13 protein-coding genes and 1 pseudogene are annotated in these 17285 nt (G+C 46.0%); all 14 read left to right on the forward strand.

Annotated elements, in window-relative coordinates; all coding sequences use genetic code 11:
- Positions 1 to 1251, forward strand: coding sequence for a competence/damage-inducible protein A (locus ABDB98_RS08690; RefSeq protein ID WP_438421955.1), 1251 nt, complete (start codon positions 1 to 3; stop codon positions 1249 to 1251).
- A gap of 171 nt (positions 1252 to 1422) precedes the next feature.
- The gene (recA, locus tag ABDB98_RS08695; protein WP_015417498.1) at positions 1423 to 2466 is read left to right on the forward strand and encodes a recombinase RecA; all 1044 of its coding nucleotides are present in this window, start codon (positions 1423 to 1425) and stop codon (positions 2464 to 2466) included.
- 165 nt (positions 2467 to 2631) lie between these two features.
- Positions 2632 to 3813 (forward strand): serine hydrolase domain-containing protein, encoded by a 1182-nt coding sequence (locus ABDB98_RS08700; RefSeq protein ID WP_438421956.1) that lies wholly within the window; start codon positions 2632 to 2634, stop codon positions 3811 to 3813.
- A 292-nt stretch (positions 3814 to 4105) separates the two neighbouring features.
- Positions 4106 to 5665, forward strand: coding sequence for a ribonuclease Y (rny, locus tag ABDB98_RS08705; RefSeq protein ID WP_016936061.1), 1560 nt, complete (start codon positions 4106 to 4108; stop codon positions 5663 to 5665).
- Positions 5666 to 5725: 60 nt separating this feature from the next.
- On the forward strand, positions 5726 to 6520 hold the full coding sequence (locus tag ABDB98_RS08710) for a TIGR00282 family metallophosphoesterase (protein WP_060962759.1): 795 nt from the start codon (positions 5726 to 5728) through the stop codon (positions 6518 to 6520).
- Positions 6521 to 6719: 199 nt separating this feature from the next.
- Entirely contained in the window at positions 6720 to 6980 is a 261-nt protein-coding gene (gene spoVS, locus ABDB98_RS08715; RefSeq protein ID WP_003154135.1) for a stage V sporulation protein SpoVS, read from the forward strand.
- A gap of 256 nt (positions 6981 to 7236) precedes the next feature.
- Entirely contained in the window at positions 7237 to 8283 is a 1047-nt protein-coding gene (gene tdh / locus ABDB98_RS08720) for an L-threonine 3-dehydrogenase (RefSeq protein ID WP_438421958.1), read from the forward strand.
- A 12-nt stretch (positions 8284 to 8295) separates the two neighbouring features.
- Positions 8296 to 9474, forward strand: coding sequence for a glycine C-acetyltransferase (locus ABDB98_RS08725; RefSeq protein WP_101605494.1), 1179 nt, complete (start codon positions 8296 to 8298; stop codon positions 9472 to 9474).
- Between the two features lie 141 nt (positions 9475 to 9615).
- Entirely contained in the window at positions 9616 to 11145 is a 1530-nt protein-coding gene (gene miaB, locus ABDB98_RS08730) for a tRNA (N6-isopentenyl adenosine(37)-C2)-methylthiotransferase MiaB (protein WP_438421959.1), read from the forward strand.
- Positions 11146 to 11147: 2 nt separating this feature from the next.
- Positions 11148 to 11579 carry a RicAFT regulatory complex protein RicA family protein gene (locus ABDB98_RS08735; RefSeq protein WP_060962756.1) on the forward strand — a complete coding sequence of 144 codons (432 nt, stop codon included), beginning with the start codon at positions 11148 to 11150 and terminating at the stop codon, positions 11577 to 11579.
- Positions 11580 to 11833: 254 nt separating this feature from the next.
- Complete coding sequence (gene cotE / locus ABDB98_RS08740; RefSeq protein WP_016936056.1) at positions 11834 to 12379, forward strand: outer spore coat protein CotE; 546 nt, start codon at positions 11834 to 11836, stop codon at positions 12377 to 12379.
- A gap of 117 nt (positions 12380 to 12496) precedes the next feature.
- Positions 12497 to 15082 carry a DNA mismatch repair protein MutS gene (gene mutS, locus ABDB98_RS08745; RefSeq protein WP_438422129.1) on the forward strand — a complete coding sequence of 862 codons (2586 nt, stop codon included), beginning with the start codon at positions 12497 to 12499 and terminating at the stop codon, positions 15080 to 15082.
- Between the two features lie 15 nt (positions 15083 to 15097).
- Positions 15098 to 16975: a DNA mismatch repair endonuclease MutL gene (mutL, locus tag ABDB98_RS08750; protein WP_438421960.1), complete on the forward strand. Its 1878-nt coding sequence runs from the start codon at positions 15098 to 15100 to the stop codon at positions 16973 to 16975.
- Between the two features lie 183 nt (positions 16976 to 17158).
- Positions 17159 to 17284, forward strand: a pseudogene (locus ABDB98_RS08755) (ArpU family phage packaging/lysis transcriptional regulator); the annotation flags it as partial.
- Position 17285 lies beyond the last annotated feature (1 nt).

Below are 17285 nucleotides of genomic sequence, written 5' to 3' on the forward strand. Positions count from 1 at the left end.
ATGGAAATAGCAAAAAAAGCGGAAATCATTGCAGTCGGCTCAGAGCTTCTGCTCGGCCAGATCGCCAATACGAACGCTCAGTTTATCAGTAAAGAGCTGGCGGAAATCGGCGTAAACGTGTTTTACCACACCGCTGTCGGTGACAATCCGGAGCGGCTTAAGCAAGTCATCCGCACTGCCGAAGAGCGCTCGGACCTGATTATTTTTTCAGGCGGCCTCGGACCGACCAAGGACGATTTAACAAAAGAAACCATTGCAAACACAATGGGACGCCCGCTCGTTCTGAATGACGAAGCGTTCCGGTCGATTGAAGAGTATTTCGCGAAAACAAAACGGACCATGTCGCCGAATAACCGCAAACAGGCGCTCGTTATTGAGGGCTCGGACGTTTTGGCGAATCATTTCGGCATGGCGCCGGGAATGCTTGCAGAGCACGGATCAAGGCTTTATATGCTGCTTCCCGGACCGCCGAGCGAGCTGCGTCCGATGTTTGAAAATGAAGCGAAGCCGCTGCTTCTTAAAAAGCTTGGTTCAAATGAGAAAATCGTTTCAACCGTGCTGCGGTTTTTCGGAATCGGTGAATCTCAGCTTGAAGCTGATTTAGAAGATATCATTGACGCGCAGACGAATCCGACGATTGCGCCGCTTGCTGCTGACGGCGAGGTCACGCTGCGTTTAACGGCGAAACATGCCGATGAAAAAGAAACAGAACGGCTTTTAAAAGAAACGGAAGCCGCCATTTTAGAACGGGTCGGTGAATTTTTCTACGGATATGATGATACGTCCCTGGTGAAGGAGCTTTCAAAAGCATGCAGACAGAACGGAATCACGATTTCCTCTGCCGAAAGCTTTACAGGCGGACTGTTTTCAGAGTGGGTGACTGATTTGAGCGGCGCGTCTCAACTTTTTGCAGGAGGCGTTGTCTGCTATTCCGACAGTGTGAAACAGCATGTGCTCGGCGTGAAAGCTGAGACGCTCGCAGATAGCGGAGCGGTCAGCAAAGAGTGCGCGCGCGAGCTTGCCGCCGGTGTCAGAAAGCTGACCGGAAGCGATATCGGTATCAGCTTTACAGGAGTTGCGGGTCCGGATCCGCAGGAAGGGCATGCCCCGGGCCGCGTCTTTATCGGCATTTCCGCGGAAGGAAAAGAAGAGGTGCATGAATTTAACTTTGCCGGATCAAGAACCGGCATCAGAAAGCGTGCCGCTAAATACGGCTGCCATCTCATTTTAAAAATGCTGGATCAAAAATAAAGTTTTAAAAGGGCGTTTTCTCTGATTTTTAATTTTTACGAAGGGAATTATGTTCTTTTGAAGAAAAGCGAACGCGGAAAAAATCCGAATATGCGTTCGCTTTTTTCTTGGCAAATGTCAGTAAACAAGGTATAGTATATGTAGTGGCAAGATAAAGGAGGAAAAAAATAAATGAGTGATCGTCAGGCAGCCTTAGATATGGCTCTTAAGCAAATAGAAAAACAATTCGGCAAAGGTTCCATCATGAAGCTCGGGGAAAAAACGGATACAAGAATTTCAACGGTGCCGAGCGGCTCCCTTGCACTTGATACCGCTCTTGGAATAGGCGGATACCCACGCGGACGGATTATTGAAGTGTACGGACCTGAAAGCTCAGGTAAAACGACCGTAGCGCTTCACGCCATCGCTGAGGTTCAGGAAAAAGGCGGACAGGCAGCATTTATTGATGCTGAGCATGCCCTTGATCCTGTTTATGCGCAAAAGCTCGGTGTCAATATCGAAGAGCTGCTTCTGTCTCAGCCGGATACGGGAGAGCAGGCGCTGGAGATTGCTGAAGCGCTGGTGCGAAGCGGAGCTGTTGATATCGTAGTCGTTGACTCTGTTGCGGCGCTTGTTCCAAAAGCTGAAATTGAAGGTGACATGGGTGACTCACACGTCGGTTTACAGGCGCGTCTCATGTCTCAGGCGCTCCGTAAGCTTTCCGGGGCCATCAATAAATCTAAAACAATCGCAATCTTTATTAACCAGATTCGTGAAAAAGTCGGCGTTATGTTCGGAAATCCGGAGACGACACCGGGCGGACGCGCGCTGAAATTCTATTCTTCCGTGCGTCTTGAAGTGCGCCGTGCCGAGCAATTAAAGCAGGGCAACGACGTGATGGGGAATAAAACGAGAATTAAAGTCGTAAAAAACAAAGTCGCTCCTCCGTTCCGTACGGCTGAAGTGGACATCATGTACGGTGAAGGAATCTCCAAAGAAGGGGAAATCATCGACCTTGGAACTGAACTTGATATCGTGCAAAAAAGCGGCTCGTGGTATTCTTATGAAGAAGAACGCCTCGGACAGGGCCGTGAAAATGCCAAGCAGTTCTTAAAAGAAAATAAAGACATCATGCTGATGATTCAAGAACAAATCCGTGAACATTACGGTTTGGACAATAACGGTGTTACGGAAAAATCGGAAGAAACTCAGGAAGAGCTTGAATTTGAAGAATAAAAGCACGATCAAAGGGCGGAATAAGCAATTTCCGCTCTTTTTTTGTGTGTTTAAAAAAACACTGGCTGTTTCGGAAAATTTTATCTGAAATGTTACAACTTTTTTCACCCTTCACTCGTCTAACATCATGGCGAAAGTTGAAATTATATCTGAGGAGGAAAAAAGATGACGAGCCCCCGCCGCACAAGAATTAACAAAAAAAGAAAGAAGAAATTGATGAAAACGGGAGGGCTGTTTCTTTTTCTGCTGCTTGTCACTGTTTTTATTATGATCTGGACCGTCACAGCGCATCACCGGGAGAAGGATTCTGTTAAAAGTGCTCCCGCCGCTCAATCTGATTCTTCAAATGACCAGACTCAACAAAAAAAAGAAAAGACGCAAAAAGAGAAAACACCTAAATCAATCGATCACAATAAACGGATCAGCAATTACTTGCAACAGATCGGGTTCAGCGGCACAGCAATGGTCGTAAAAGATGGAAAAGTTGTGCTGAAAAAAGGTTTTGGCTATGCGGACCGAAAACAAAAAATCAAAAACAATCCGGAAACATCATATTATATCGGTTCTTCACAAAAAGCGTTAATTGCGACGGCTGTCCTGCAGCTTGAAGAAAAAGGGATGCTTCAGACGAGTGACCCCGTCAGTACATACTTGCCGAATTTTCCTAACGGCACGCGCATCAAACTGAAAAACCTGCTCAATCATACGTCCGGCATAAACGGACATATTGAGGGTCAGGGACCGATTTCTCCCATTGATTTAATTAAGGATATAGAATACCGCGGAATTAAACGGCAGCCTGGGGTTTGGGATTACAGAGATTCCAATTATTCAGTGCTCGCCTATATCGTATCTCAGGTCAGCGGGGAGTCATACGAACAATATATAAAAGACCACGTATTCAAACCGGCCGGAATGAAGCATGCCGGATTTTACAAAACATTTGCTGAAGCCAAATATCCTGCCGTCGGCTACAAAGTTGATGAGAGCGGACAGCTTGTAACGCCTCACATTTTGGACTTATCGCAGCTGTATGGGGCGGGCGACATGTATATGAGTGCTGAAGATCTTTATAAATTTGATAAAGCGGTCGTCAACGGCACGCTCCTTTCAAAACAAAGCTTTACAAAAATGTTCACAGCCGGAAGCAGTTCCGCTTACGGCATGGGATTTTACATTGATCCGGGAAGCTATTCCAATCACGGTGTAATGCCCGGTTACAACATTTTGAACAGCTTCAGCCATTCGGCAGGAAAATATGTCATTTTACTGTCAAATATTCAGAATAACGCCAAATTAGGACAGGTAAACAATAGAATTTACCAATTGCTTAACCAGCCGGACTAGACGAGCCGTCATTTGCGAAAAGCAGATGAAGATGTGGTATGATATATACATGGCGAAGATTCTAAGCCGAAGGCGAATCGTTAAGCTGGCAAGCTTGACAAGTATTTCCGACACAATTACAATGAAGTTGTAACATTTGTTTTTTTAACATGATTGTTAAACCATTTAAACTTGACAAGGGCATGAGAGATTCATTCCCTGTGAAGGTTCTGTATGTTGAGAAAATCTGACAATGTACATGCCGGCACTTATTTAAGCAACAACCAAGTTCATAGCAAGAGGAGGTGAAAGTATGACCCTAATGACGGTTCTCATCTCCATTTTGCTGACTCTGCTCGGTTTAGTTGTTGGCTACTATGTTCGTAAAACCATTGCCGAAGCAAAGATTGCGGGCGCACGCGGTGCTGCCGAGCAAATCCTTGAAGATGCAAAGCGTGATGCTGAAGCACTGAAAAAAGAAGCTCTGCTTGAAGCAAAGGACGAAATCCATACACTTCGAATAGATGCTGAACAGGAAGTTCGTGAAAGACGAAATGAGCTTCAAAAACAAGAAAACCGTTTACTTCAAAAAGAAGAAAATCTTGACCGTAAACATGAAGGAATTGATAAACGGGAAGCGATGTTGGAGAAGAAAGATCATTCTCTGAATGAACGACAACAACATATTGAAGAGATGGAAAGCAAAGTGGATGAGATGATTCGTATGCAGCAGTCAGAACTCGAACGCATTTCGAGCCTGACACGGGATGAAGCGAAACAAATCATTCTTGACCGGGTTGAAAATGAGCTTTCACATGATATCGCCATCATGACAAAAGAAACCGAAAACCGTGCGAAAGAAGAGGCGGATAAAAAGGCGAAAAACATTCTGTCGCTTGCTTTGCAGCGCTGTGCAGCAGATCATGTTGCCGAAACGACGGTATCGGTCGTCAATCTTCCGAATGATGAGATGAAAGGACGTATCATCGGCCGTGAAGGGCGTAACATCCGTACGCTTGAAACGCTTACAGGTATCGACCTGATTATTGATGACACCCCTGAAGCAGTCATTCTTTCCGGATTTGATCCGATCAGACGGGAGACGGCAAGAATCGCTCTTGATAAACTCGTGCAGGATGGCCGTATTCACCCGGCGCGCATTGAAGAAATGGTTGAAAAATCCCGCCGCGAGGTTGATGACTATATCCGGGAAATGGGTGAACAGACGACGTTTGAAGTCGGCGTTCACGGACTTCATCCGGACCTGATCAAGATTCTCGGCCGATTGAAATTCCGTACAAGCTACGGGCAAAACGTACTGAAACATTCCATGGAAGTGGCGTTTTTAGCCGGTTTAATGGCTTCCGAACTTGGAGAAGATGCAAAGCTTGCCAAGCGGGCCGGTCTTCTGCATGACATCGGAAAAGCAATTGACCATGAAGTGGAAGGAAGCCACGTGGAAATCGGAGTGGAGCTTGCGACCAAATATAAAGAGCATCCAGTCGTCATTAACAGTATTGCGTCACACCACGGAGACGAAGAGCCGACTTCCATTATCGCCGTTCTGGTCGCTGCCGCTGATGCACTGTCAGCCGCAAGACCGGGTGCGAGAAGTGAAACGCTCGAAAACTATATCCGCAGACTTGAAAAGCTTGAAGAAATCTCCGAGTCTTACGAAGGTGTTGAAAAATCATTTGCGATTCAGGCCGGCCGTGAAGTTCGCATCATGGTGAAACCGGACTCCATTAATGATTTAGAAGCCCATCGTTTGGCGCGTGATATCCGAAAACGAATTGAGGACGAGCTTGATTATCCGGGCCACATTAAAGTGACCGTGATCAGAGAAACTCGAGCCGTAGAGTATGCAAAATAAAGTGATGCTTAGCGCATCACTTTATTTTTTTGAGCCCCAGAAAAGAAAGGAATGGAATGTATGAGAATTTTATTTATCGGGGATGTTGTCGGTTCCCCGGGCCGCGACATGGTAAAAGAATATGTCCCGAAACTGAAAGCGAAACATAAACCGCATTTTACGATTATTAACGGAGAAAATGCAGCACACGGAAAAGGACTGACGGAAAAGATCTACCATAGCCTGATGGAAGCCGGAGCCGATGCCATTACAATGGGAAACCATACGTGGGATAAAAGAGAGATCTTCGACTTTATTGATGATGTGCCGCATCTTGTCCGGCCGGCGAACTTCCCGGAAGGTACGCCGGGAAAAGGCATTACCTACATTAAATCGAACGGAAAAGAGCTTGCCGTCATGAATTTACAGGGACGGACGTTTCTTCCGCCGCTTGATGATCCGTTTGCTAAAGCGGATGAGTTAATAGAAGAAGCGAAAAAGCGCACGCCGTACATTTTTATTGATTTTCACGCTGAAGCGACAAGCGAAAAAATTGCGATGGGCTGGTACACAGACGGAAGAGCCTCTGCCGTGGTTGGCACGCATACACACGTACAAACTGCAGATAACCGCATTTTGCCGAAAGGAACGGCATATATTACTGATGTAGGCATGACGGGTCCGTACGACGGAATCCTTGGTATGGACAGAGAAACGGTCATCAAGCGGTTTAAAACCAATCTTCCTGTCCGGTTTACCGTTGCGGAAGGGAAAACAACGCTGAGCGGAGTGCTCATCGACATCGACGAGCAAACGAAAAAAGCCGTAAATATCGAACGGATTTTAATCAATGATGACCATATGTTCTTTGAATAGGTGATCATGTGTTTATTTTATAAAAATATTAAAAGGAAAAGCAGGAATATAGCAACTTCTTAGTGAATATAGTAGAAATGGAAGGTAGCCCGCTATTTTTGAAAAGCATTGTGGGGATGGCTTTTTGGATAGCAACATCTAATAATGATTGTTCTAATGAACACTCACTTATCCATTGTAAAACTAAGGGGGAGCAGAAATGGAAATCTTAAAAGTTTCAGCAAAATCAAGTCCAAATTCAGTGGCAGGCGCGCTTGCGGGCGTATTGAGGGAACGCGGAGCCGCCGAAATTCAAGCAATTGGGGCGGGTGCCTTAAATCAGGCTGTTAAAGCGGTTGCGATTGCCAGAGGCTTTGTCGCGCCAAGCGGCGTAGATTTGATTTGTATTCCGGCTTTTACAGATATACAGATTGACGGAGAAGAAAGAACGGCGATTAAGTTAATCGTCGAACCCCGTTAAACCAAAACCTGTTCATTCTCAACCTGCTTGCATAAGGCGAGCAGGTTGTTTTTATTGCTGTCATATTTTCTCACAATATTATATTGATAGTACGAAGAGATGATAAACGGCTTTATTCATATAATATTCAAAAAAAATCCCGCCCATTTTTCCGGACGGAAGCAATTGTATTTACTGAATGGACACTGCTGTTTACCTCCTTCTTAAGCCATGTTACAATCCAGTTATTACAGTGTTTTTTTGAGGGGGAGTGTACATGTTGGAAGGAAAGATGAAAGCTGTCGTCAAAAATGAAAACGCTTTCGGAGCAACTTTGAAAGAAATTTCCATACCTTCCATTAATGAGAATGAAGTTCTCATTAAAGTACAGGCCGCATCTATATGCGGTACAGATGTGCATATTTATAATTGGGATCAATGGGCGCAGGAACGAATCAAAACACCTCAAGTATTCGGACATGAATTCAGCGGTATCGTAGCAGAAACAGGCAAGCACGTCACAAATGTCAAAACAGGTGACTATGTATCAGCGGAAACCCACTTCGTCTGCGGAACTTGTGTCCCCTGTTTAACAGGAAAACATCATGTGTGCACTCATACAAAGATCCTTGGCGTAGATACAGCCGGATCCTTCGCTGAATATGTCAAAGTGCCGGCTCGAAACATTTGGAAAAACCCTGCTGACATGGATCCTGCCGTCGCCTCAGTTCAAGAGCCGCTTGGCAACGCGGTGCACACGGTGCTGGAAAACGGCCATCTGGCGGGCGGCACCGCTGCAATTATCGGCTGCGGGCCGATCGGACTCATGGCGGTGGCTGTGGCTAAAGCGGCCGGCGCATCCCGCATTGCGGCCATTGATAAAAATGATTACAGACTGGCTCTTGCAAAAAAATTAGGAGCCGAAATTACGATTTCAGCTGACAAGGAAGACCCGCTTAAGGTCATTGATGCCTTAACGGGCGGAGAAGGAATAGACCTTGTCTGCGAAATGTCAGGCAACCCTGCAGCGATAATACAAGGATTAAAGATGGCGGCCAATGGAGGAAGATTTCATATGCTGAGTCTGCCGGAACACCCGGTGACGATTGACCTGACAAATGACGTGGTGTTTAAAGGGCTGACCGTTCAGGGCATCACAGGCAGAAAAATGTTTGAAACATGGCGTCAGGTATCGCATCTGCTTGAATCCGGCCTTGTTGATCTGACTCCGGTGATTACCCATCAGTTTCCGCTTGAAGAATTTGAAAAAGGATTTGACCTGATGAGAAAGGGCCAGTGCGGCAAAGTCATTTTGATTCCATAAAGGGAGGGTTCTATAATGAAAGAATTTGAATATCTAAAAGCAGAGCTTGATAAAATGAAAGAAAATAACACATGGCAGCAAATGAAACAAATTGAAACGAAGCAGGGGCCGTCGGTGGCAGTCAAAGGGGAGAACGTGATTCAGCTTTCATCGAACAATTATCTCGGTCTGACGTCGCACCCAAGGCTTGTCGAAGCGGCCAAACGCGCTGCGGAGGAATTCGGAGCGGGTACGGGGTCCGTCCGGACAATCGCGGGAACATTTACGATGCACAATGAGCTGGAGAAGAAACTGGCAGACTTTAAAAAAACAGAAGCGGCACTTGTTTTTCAATCAGGATTTACAACCAATCAAGGCGTTTTATCAAGCATTCTTACAAAAGAAGATATCGTGATATCTGACGAATTGAACCACGCTTCCATTATCGACGGGATCAGGCTGACGAAAGCAGATAAAAAGGTGTACCGCCATGTCGATATGGACGATTTGGAAAGGGTGCTGAAAAAGTCAATGAATTACCGCATGCGCCTCATCGTCACGGACGGCGTATTCTCAATGGACGGCAACATCGCTCCATTGCCTGACATTGTCAAACTTGCAGAGGCGTACGATGCTTTTGTCATGGTTGACGATGCACATGCTTCCGGCGTACTCGGAAAAAACGGAAGGGGAACGGTTAATCACTTCGGGCTTGACGGAAGAGTCCACATTCAGGTGGGCACATTAAGCAAAGCCATCGGGGTTCTTGGCGGATATGCTGCAGGGTCGCAGGTTCTGATCGATTACCTGCGCCATAAAGGCCGTCCTTTCTTATTCAGCACGTCTCATCCGCCTGCGGTAACGGCAGCATGCATAGAAGCCATTGACGTCCTGCTGGAAGAGCCGGAACATATGGAAAAGCTATGGGAGAACACGGCGTATTTCAAAGACAAACTGGTTCAAATGGGGCTGACTCTTACAAAAAGCGAAACACCGATCGTGCCGATATTAATAGGTGAGGAAGAAAAAGCCCAGGCATTATCAGACCTTTTATTGACCCGCGGCGTCTTTGCACAAAGCATCGTGTATCCGACCGTCGCTCAGGGAAAAGCGAGAATCCGCACCATTATTACAGCGGAGCATACAAAAGAGGAGCTTGACCGGGCGCTTGAAGTGATCCGTTCAGCGGCAAAAGAGCTTCAGCTTGTATAAGAGGGAAATGATTCCCTCTTTTTATTTCTTATTGATTCTTATTCTCAATAAGGTGTACAATAATAGGCTGGCGGTTGTGCCAAACGCTTTTAACCAGTATACTTGAGGGTGGAAGTTTCGGTTGAAAGGAGACATTCGAACATGAATGAAAAGCAAAAGCAGGAAAGCGGACAAGTAAATCCAGCGGACAAAAAATCCGAAAAGGATTACAGTAAGTATTTCGAAGCCGTATATATTCCGCCTTCTTTAAAAGATGCGAAAAAACGGGGCAAAGAATCCGTTCAATATCATAACGATTTTAAAATCTCAGAAGAATTTAAAGGTCTCGGCGAAGGCAGGAAGTTTTATATCCGCACGTACGGATGCCAAATGAACGAGCATGATACGGAAGTCATGGCGGGTATTTTTATGGCGCTTGGTTATGAAGCGACAAATTCGGTCGATGATGCGAATGTCATTTTATTAAACACCTGCGCCATCCGGGAAAACGCTGAAAACAAAGTGTTCGGTGAGCTCGGCCATTTAAAAGCGCTCAAAAAAAACAACCCGGATCTGATTCTGGGTGTATGCGGCTGTATGTCACAGGAAGAATCAGTCGTAAACCGCATCCTTAAAAAGCACCCATTTGTCGATATGATTTTCGGAACGCACAACATTCACCGCCTGCCGGAACTGTTATCAGAAGCCTATTTATCAAAAGAGATGGTTATTGAAGTGTGGTCGAAGGAAGGGGATGTCATTGAAAACCTTCCGAAGGTCCGCAACGGGAAAATTAAAGGCTGGGTCAACATTATGTACGGCTGTGATAAGTTCTGCACATACTGCATCGTGCCGTATACCCGCGGAAAAGAGCGGAGCCGCCGTCCTGAAGAAATCATTCAGGAAGTCAGAAGACTTGCAAGCGAAGGCTATAAAGAAATCACGCTGCTCGGTCAAAACGTGAATGCGTACGGAAAAGATTTTGAGGACATGACGTACGGACTCGGTGATTTAATGGACGAACTGCGTAAAATTGATATTCCGAGAATCCGGTTTACGACGAGCCACCCGCGTGACTTTGATGACCATCTGATCGAAGTGCTCGCCAAAGGCGGCAACCTGCTTGACCATATCCATCTTCCGGTTCAATCAGGAAGCTCGGCGATGTTAAAAATGATGGCGCGCAAATATGACAGAGAACGCTATTTGGAGCTTGTCGGAAAAATTAAAGCAGCGATGCCGAACGCTTCACTCACTACCGATATCATTGTCGGTTTCCCGAATGAAACGGATGAACAGTTTGAAGAAACGCTTTCGTTATATCGCGAAGTGGAATTTGACAGTGCATATACGTTTATCTACTCTCCTCGTGAAGGCACGCCTGCAGCGAAGATGAAAGACAACGTTCCGATGAGGGTCAAAAAAGAACGTCTTCAGCGCCTCAATGATTTGGTGAAAGAAATTTCAGCCAAAAAAATGAAGGAATATGAAGGCAGGACTGTCGAAGTATTAGTTGAGGGAGAAAGCAAAAATAACCCTGACATTCTTGCCGGCTATACGGAAAAAAGCAAGCTCGTCAACTTCAAAGGGCCGAAAGACGCCATCGGCAAGATTGTACGCGTCAAAATCGAACAGGCGAAAACATGGTCGCTTGACGGTGTGATGGCAGGAGAAGCAAACGAGGTGAAATAATAATGACGCTTTACTCTAAGAAAGACATTGTCCAGCAGGCAAGAAACCTTGCGAAAATGATTTCTGAAACAGAAGAAGTTGATTTTTTCAAACGCGCCGAGGCGCAGATTAATGGAAATGAAAAAGTCTCTGCGATTATTAATCAGATTAAAGCTCTGCAAAAGCAAGCCGTTAACCTGAAGCATTATGAAAAGCTTGAAGCTTTGAAACAAGTGGAAAGTAAAATTGACGCCCTGCAGGAAGAGCTTGAAGGAATTCCGATCATTCAGGAATTCAGAGATTCCCAGATTGAGGTCAATGATCTTCTTCAGCTTGTCGCCCATACGATTTCCAATCAGGTGACAAATGAAATCATTACGTCTACCGGCGGCAACCTGCTGACAGGAGAAACCGGTTCAAAAGTAAAACATTCGAACAACAGCTGTTCTCTTTAAACACGGGGCCATCATCGGCCCGTGTTTTTTTGCCTATCAAGAACTAATTGTTTTATGTACTAAATATTCATCATATTGCCGTTTCGGCCCATTTCCCCTCAAAAAGTTTAATCAGACTTAAAAGTAAAGTTTCTGGGCGGGGCTGCATACAATGAAACAGAAACTTTGTATTTTTATATTTTTATTATAAAAATGCACATGAGACAAATGCCCAGCATAAGATAACACGAAGAAGAACAAGGAGGCCTATCGGAATGTCTGAATACAGGGAAATTATTACGAAAGCGGTAGTTGCGAAAGGCAGAAAATTCACCCAGTGCACGAATACAATCTCACCTGATGAAAAACCGTCAAGTATATTGGGCGGCTGGATTATCAATCACAAATATGATGCCGAAAAGATCGGGAAGACTGTAGAAATTGAAGGGTATTATGATATAAACGTCTGGTACTCTTACGCTGATAATACAAAAACGGAAGTTGTAACCGAGAGAGTGAAATATGTTGATGTGATTAAACTCAGATACAGAGATACTAATTACTTAGATGACGAACACGAAGTCATTGCCAAAGTGCTGCAGCAGCCGAATTGCCTTGAAGTCACCATTTCTCCTAACGGAAATAAAATCGTCGTTCAGGCCGAGCGGGAGTTTTTAGCGGAAGTGGTCGGGGAAACGAAAGTAGTCGTAGAAGTAAATCCAGACTGGGAAGAAGACGATGATGATGATTGGGAAGACGATCTTGACGAAGAATTAGAGGACATTAACCCTGAATTTTTAGTCGGAGATCCTGAAGAATAAGCAGAGGCTGGGGGAGTCAGCACCCCAAGTCTCTTTTTTATATATGAAGATATCACTCTTTTGTTTATGTTATAATGGGATGCGGAAAACAGAAGATACATAGTGAGGGATTAAATGATGGCTAGTTACACGCCTATGATACAGCAATACTTGAAAATAAAGGCAGAGCACCAGGATGCCTTTTTATTTTTTCGGCTAGGTGACTTTTATGAAATGTTTTTTGAAGATGCAAAAAAAGCGTCACAAGAGCTTGAAATTACACTGACGAGCAGAGACGGAGGTTCAGCCGACAAAATTCCGATGTGCGGCGTGCCTTATCATTCTGCGGCGGCTTATATTGAACAGCTGATTAAAAAGGGCTATAAAGTTGCGATCTGTGAGCAGACGGAAGATCCGAAGGCGGCTAAAGGCGTTGTGAAACGGGAAGTCGTCCAGCTGATCACGCCGGGAACCGTGATGGACGGAAAAGGCATTCATGAGTCGGAAAACAACTTTATCGCTTCCGTTTCCGAATTTCGTGACGGATACGGCCTCGCTTTATCGGATTTAACGACCGGAGAAAACCTGGCCGTATTTATTGAGCGGATTGAAGATGTCATGTCAGAGATTTATTCAGTCGGCGCCAAGGAGATTGTCGTCTCAAGCAAGTTTAATGAAAAGACAGCGGCCCAGCTGAAAGAACGGTGCGGCGCAACGATTTCCATCGAAGACGGAGAAATGACAGAACAGATCGAAATTGCAAAGCACTTGCCGGGCGAAGAGCTGACAAAGACGTTTATGCGTTTATATACGTATTTGCAGAAAACGCAAAAACGGAGTCTGGATCATCTGCAGCCGGTTCAAGTGTATGAATTGGAAGAAGCGATGAAAATTGACCTGTATTCCAAGAGGAATCTTGAACTGACGGAAACGATCCGTTCAAAAAGCAAAAAAGGCTCGCTGCTCTGGCTTTTGGACGAAACGAAGACAGCAATGGGCGGCCGGCTTCTCAAACAATGGATTGACCGTCCGCTGATCAGAGCATCCCAAATCGAAGAACGCCAGGAAATGGTTGAGACGCTGATCAATCATCTGTTTGAGCGTGAAGATCTGCGCGAGCGCCTTAAAGAAGTGTATGATTTAGAGCGTCTTGCGGGCCGGGTCGCATTCGGAAACGTCAATGCAAGGGATTTAATCCAGCTGAAAGAATCATTAAAACAGGTGCCGAGCATTAAAGAGCTTGTAGGGTCTCTTAACCATAAAAAAGCAAAAGAACGCGCCGGCTTGATTGATCCGTGCGGAGATCTGCTTGATTTGTTAGAGGATGCGCTTCATGAAAACCCGCCGTTATCTTTAAAAGAAGGCAACTTAATAAAAGACGGCTATCACCAGAAGCTCGATGAGTACCGTGACGCCAGCAAAAACGGCAAAGACTGGATCGCAAGACTGGAGCAGCAGGAACGCGCTTATACGGGCATCCGTTCATTAAAAGTCGGCTTTAATAAAGTGTTCGGCTATTATATTGAAGTCACAAAAGCAAACATTCATCTGCTTGAGGACGGGCGGTATGAGCGGAAGCAGACGCTCACAAACGCCGAACGGTACATTACGCCGGAATTAAAGGAAAAAGAAGCGCTTATTTTAGAGGCGGAAAACAACATTTGCGAGCTGGAATATGAGCTTTTTGCCGAACTGCGGGAAAAAGTTAAGAAATTTATTCCGCGTCTGCAGCGTCTTGCTAAGCAAATGAGTGAGCTGGACGCGCTGCAATGCTTTGCCACGATCAGTGAAAACAGGCATTACACAAAGCCCGTCTTTTCTGATAACGAGGTCAAAGTCATTGAGGGGAGACATCCTGTCGTTGAAAAAGTGATGGACAGTCAAGAATACGTGCCGAACAATTGCCTGATGGGCGATTCACGGGAAATGCTCCTGATTACGGGTCCGAATATGTCAGGTAAAAGCACGTATATGAGACAGATCGCACTCTTGTCCATCATGGCTCAGATCGGCTGTTTTGTGCCCGCAAAAGAAGCGGTTCTGCCGATTTTTGATCAAATCTTTACGAGAATCGGGGCTGCGGACGATTTGATTTCCGGACAAAGCACCTTTATGGTGGAAATGCTGGAAGCGAAAAACGCGATTGTAAACGCCACAAAAGACAGCCTGATCCTGTTTGATGAAATCGGACGCGGGACATCAACGTACGACGGAATGGCGCTGGCACAGGCAATTATTGAATATGTTCATGATCATATCGGCGCTAAAACACTGTTCAGCACGCATTATCATGAACTGACGGTGCTTGAAGATAAGCTCCCTCAGCTGAAAAACGTTCATGTGCGCGCCGAGGAATATAACGGCACGGTCGTGTTTCTCCATCAAATTAAAGAAGGAGCCGCAGATAAAAGTTACGGCATTCATGTCGCCCAGCTTGCCGAGCTCCCGGATGATCTGATCAACCGCGCACAGGAGATCTTAAAACAGCTTGAGCAGACAGGAGATAAACCGGAGCTTCCGGCGGCCCCTGAGAAAAAGCCCGCCGTCAAAGAAGAACCGGCACAACTGTCCTTTTTTGCTGACAGTGATAAAAAACAGAAGGCACCGGCTGTTTCCCAAAAAGAAAAACAAGTGCTTGAAGCCTTCAAGTCAATCAATATTCTTGATATGACGCCGCTTGAGGCGATGAATGAAATGTACAAGCTGCAAAAAAAATTAAAATAGAAAGAGGTGACGGACTTGGCAAAAGTCATCCAGCTGTCAGATGAACTTTCAAATAAAATAGCGGCCGGTGAGGTGGTGGAACGGCCTGCATCTGTCGTTAAAGAATTGGTGGAAAACGCCATCGACGCAAACAGCACAGTCATTGAAATTGATATAGAGGAAGCGGGACTTTCGTCGATTCGGGTGCTTGACAACGGCGAAGGTATGGAAACCGATGATTGCAAACGGGCTTTCCGCCGCCATGCGACCAGTAAAATCAAAGATGAAAACGACCTGTTCCGGGTGAGAACACTCGGTTTCCGCGGAGAAGCTTTGCCAAGTATCGCGTCTGTTTCTCATCTGGAAATCAAAACGAGCATCGGCGAGGGAGCGGGAACTCATCTCATTCTTCAAGGCGGGAATATCATTTCTGAACAGAAATCCTCCAGCAGAAAAGGAACGGAGATCATCGTTACCAACCTGTTTTTCAATACACCCGCCAGATTAAAATATATGAAAACCGTGCATACGGAACTCGGCAATATTACGGATGTCGTCAACCGGATCGCCCTTGCGCATCCGGAAGTATCCATCCGCCTCCGCCACCAGGGGAAAAATCTTCTGCAGACAAACGGCAATGGAGACGTGCGCCATGTGCTGGCCGCGATTTACGGGACGGCGGTTGCGAAAAAAATGATACCGCTCCATGTCAGCTCGCTTGATTTTGAAGTCAAGGGCTACATTGCGCTGCCGGAAATCACGCGTGCATCCAGAAACTACATGTCATCTGTCATTAACGGAAGATACATTAAGAATTTCCCGCTTGTTAAAGCGGTGCACGAGGGCTATCACACGCTTCTGCCGATCGGCCGCCATCCGATTACGTTTATCGAAATTACGATGGACCCGATTTTGGTCGATGTCAATGTCCATCCGTCGAAGCTGGAAGTCCGCCTCAGCAAAGAGACGGAACTGCATGAGCTGATCCGTGACGGGATAAAGGAAGTATTTCAAAAGCAGCGGCTGATTCCGAGCGCCCAGCTTCCGAAAAAATCAGCGCCGGCGCCGGTCAAAAACGAACAGCAATTCATAACGTTCGAGGAAAGTGCCCCTGAGCGGAAACTGCCGGAAAAACTGCCGGAACCGTCGTACTCGCCGATGAAGCTGAGTTCGGTCGTAAAAGAGCCGGCTTCGGTAATAGAAGAAGAGTTCTTCCCGAAGGAAGCGGATGATGACGTGCCGTCGGAGATCAGCATGCCGGAACCGGAAGCACCTGTTTCCGATATTCCGGAGCCTGAAGAGGAGGCTGTCTCTGAAGAAATACGGGAAGAAAGGGTCCCGGTGATGTATCCGATCGGCCAAATGCACGGGACCTATATTTTAGCCCAAAACGAAAACGGGTTATATATCATTGACCAGCATGCGGCTCAAGAGCGGATTAAGTACGAATATTTCCGGGAAAAAGTCGGGCAGGTTGAGCCTGAAGTGCAGGATATGATCGTGCCGCTCACCTTTCATTATGCGGCAAATGAAGCGCTGATTATTGAACAGCACCACCAGGAGCTTGAGAGCGTCGGGGTATTTTTAGAAGCATTCGGCACGAACAGCTATATCGTCCGCTGTCATCCGGCCTGGTTTCCAAAAGGAGAAGAAGCTGAATTGATTGAAGAAATCATTCAGCAGGTGCTTGACGCCAAACGGATCGACATTAAAAAGCTGCGGGAGGAAGCGGCCATTATGATGAGCTGTAAAGGCTCGATCAAAGCGAACCGCCATTTGCGCAACGATGAAATCAAAGCGCTCTTGGACGATCTGCGCCGAACGACAGACCCGTTCACATGCCCGCACGGCCGGCCGATTATTATTCATCACAGCACGTATGAGATGGAAAAGATGTTTAAACGTGTGATGTAGCAGGGTTCCGTGTGGGATGTACCCCTCGTGCCCACATTTTCTCCACTGATTTTTAGCTGTTTAGGTATTTATCAAACCGGTTAATGCTTTTTTGATTGTGATTCTGCGTGATATGGATATAGACATCGGCTGTCATTTTCACATCGGTATGACCGAGTCGCTCACTTACAAATTTGATATCTAAACGAATTTCATTCCTTCACAGAAGACGCAGCATTGAAGCGCATAGATTGGGAGATTGAAAGGGACCGATTTTTAAAGAGAATGCAAAGAGCGGTTAACCGGCCTTCTCAAACGGAGCGGCAAATGA

Source organism: Bacillus siamensis (assembly GCF_051628075.1).
Classification (GTDB): domain Bacteria; phylum Bacillota; class Bacilli; order Bacillales; family Bacillaceae; genus Bacillus; species Bacillus siamensis.

Excerpts from the sequence above, each read along its gene's own strand:
- ABDB98_RS08690 (WP_438421955.1), top strand. The coding sequence starts at position 1 with ATGGAAATAGCAAAAAAAGCGGAAATCATTGCAGTCGGCTCAGAGCTT.
- recA (WP_015417498.1), top strand. The coding sequence starts at position 1,423 with ATGAGTGATCGTCAGGCAGCCTTAGATATGGCTCTTAAGCAAATAGAA.
- ABDB98_RS08700 (WP_438421956.1), top strand. The coding sequence starts at position 2,632 with ATGACGAGCCCCCGCCGCACAAGAATTAACAAAAAAAGAAAGAAGAAA.
- rny (WP_016936061.1), top strand. The coding sequence starts at position 4,106 with ATGACCCTAATGACGGTTCTCATCTCCATTTTGCTGACTCTGCTCGGT.
- ABDB98_RS08710 (WP_060962759.1), top strand. The coding sequence starts at position 5,726 with ATGAGAATTTTATTTATCGGGGATGTTGTCGGTTCCCCGGGCCGCGAC.
- spoVS (WP_003154135.1), top strand. The coding sequence starts at position 6,720 with ATGGAAATCTTAAAAGTTTCAGCAAAATCAAGTCCAAATTCAGTGGCA.
- tdh (WP_438421958.1), top strand. The coding sequence starts at position 7,237 with ATGTTGGAAGGAAAGATGAAAGCTGTCGTCAAAAATGAAAACGCTTTC.
- miaB (WP_438421959.1), top strand. The coding sequence starts at position 9,616 with ATGAATGAAAAGCAAAAGCAGGAAAGCGGACAAGTAAATCCAGCGGAC.
- ABDB98_RS08735 (WP_060962756.1), top strand. The coding sequence starts at position 11,148 with ATGACGCTTTACTCTAAGAAAGACATTGTCCAGCAGGCAAGAAACCTT.
- cotE (WP_016936056.1), top strand. The coding sequence starts at position 11,834 with ATGTCTGAATACAGGGAAATTATTACGAAAGCGGTAGTTGCGAAAGGC.
- mutS (WP_438422129.1), top strand. The coding sequence starts at position 12,497 with ATGGCTAGTTACACGCCTATGATACAGCAATACTTGAAAATAAAGGCA.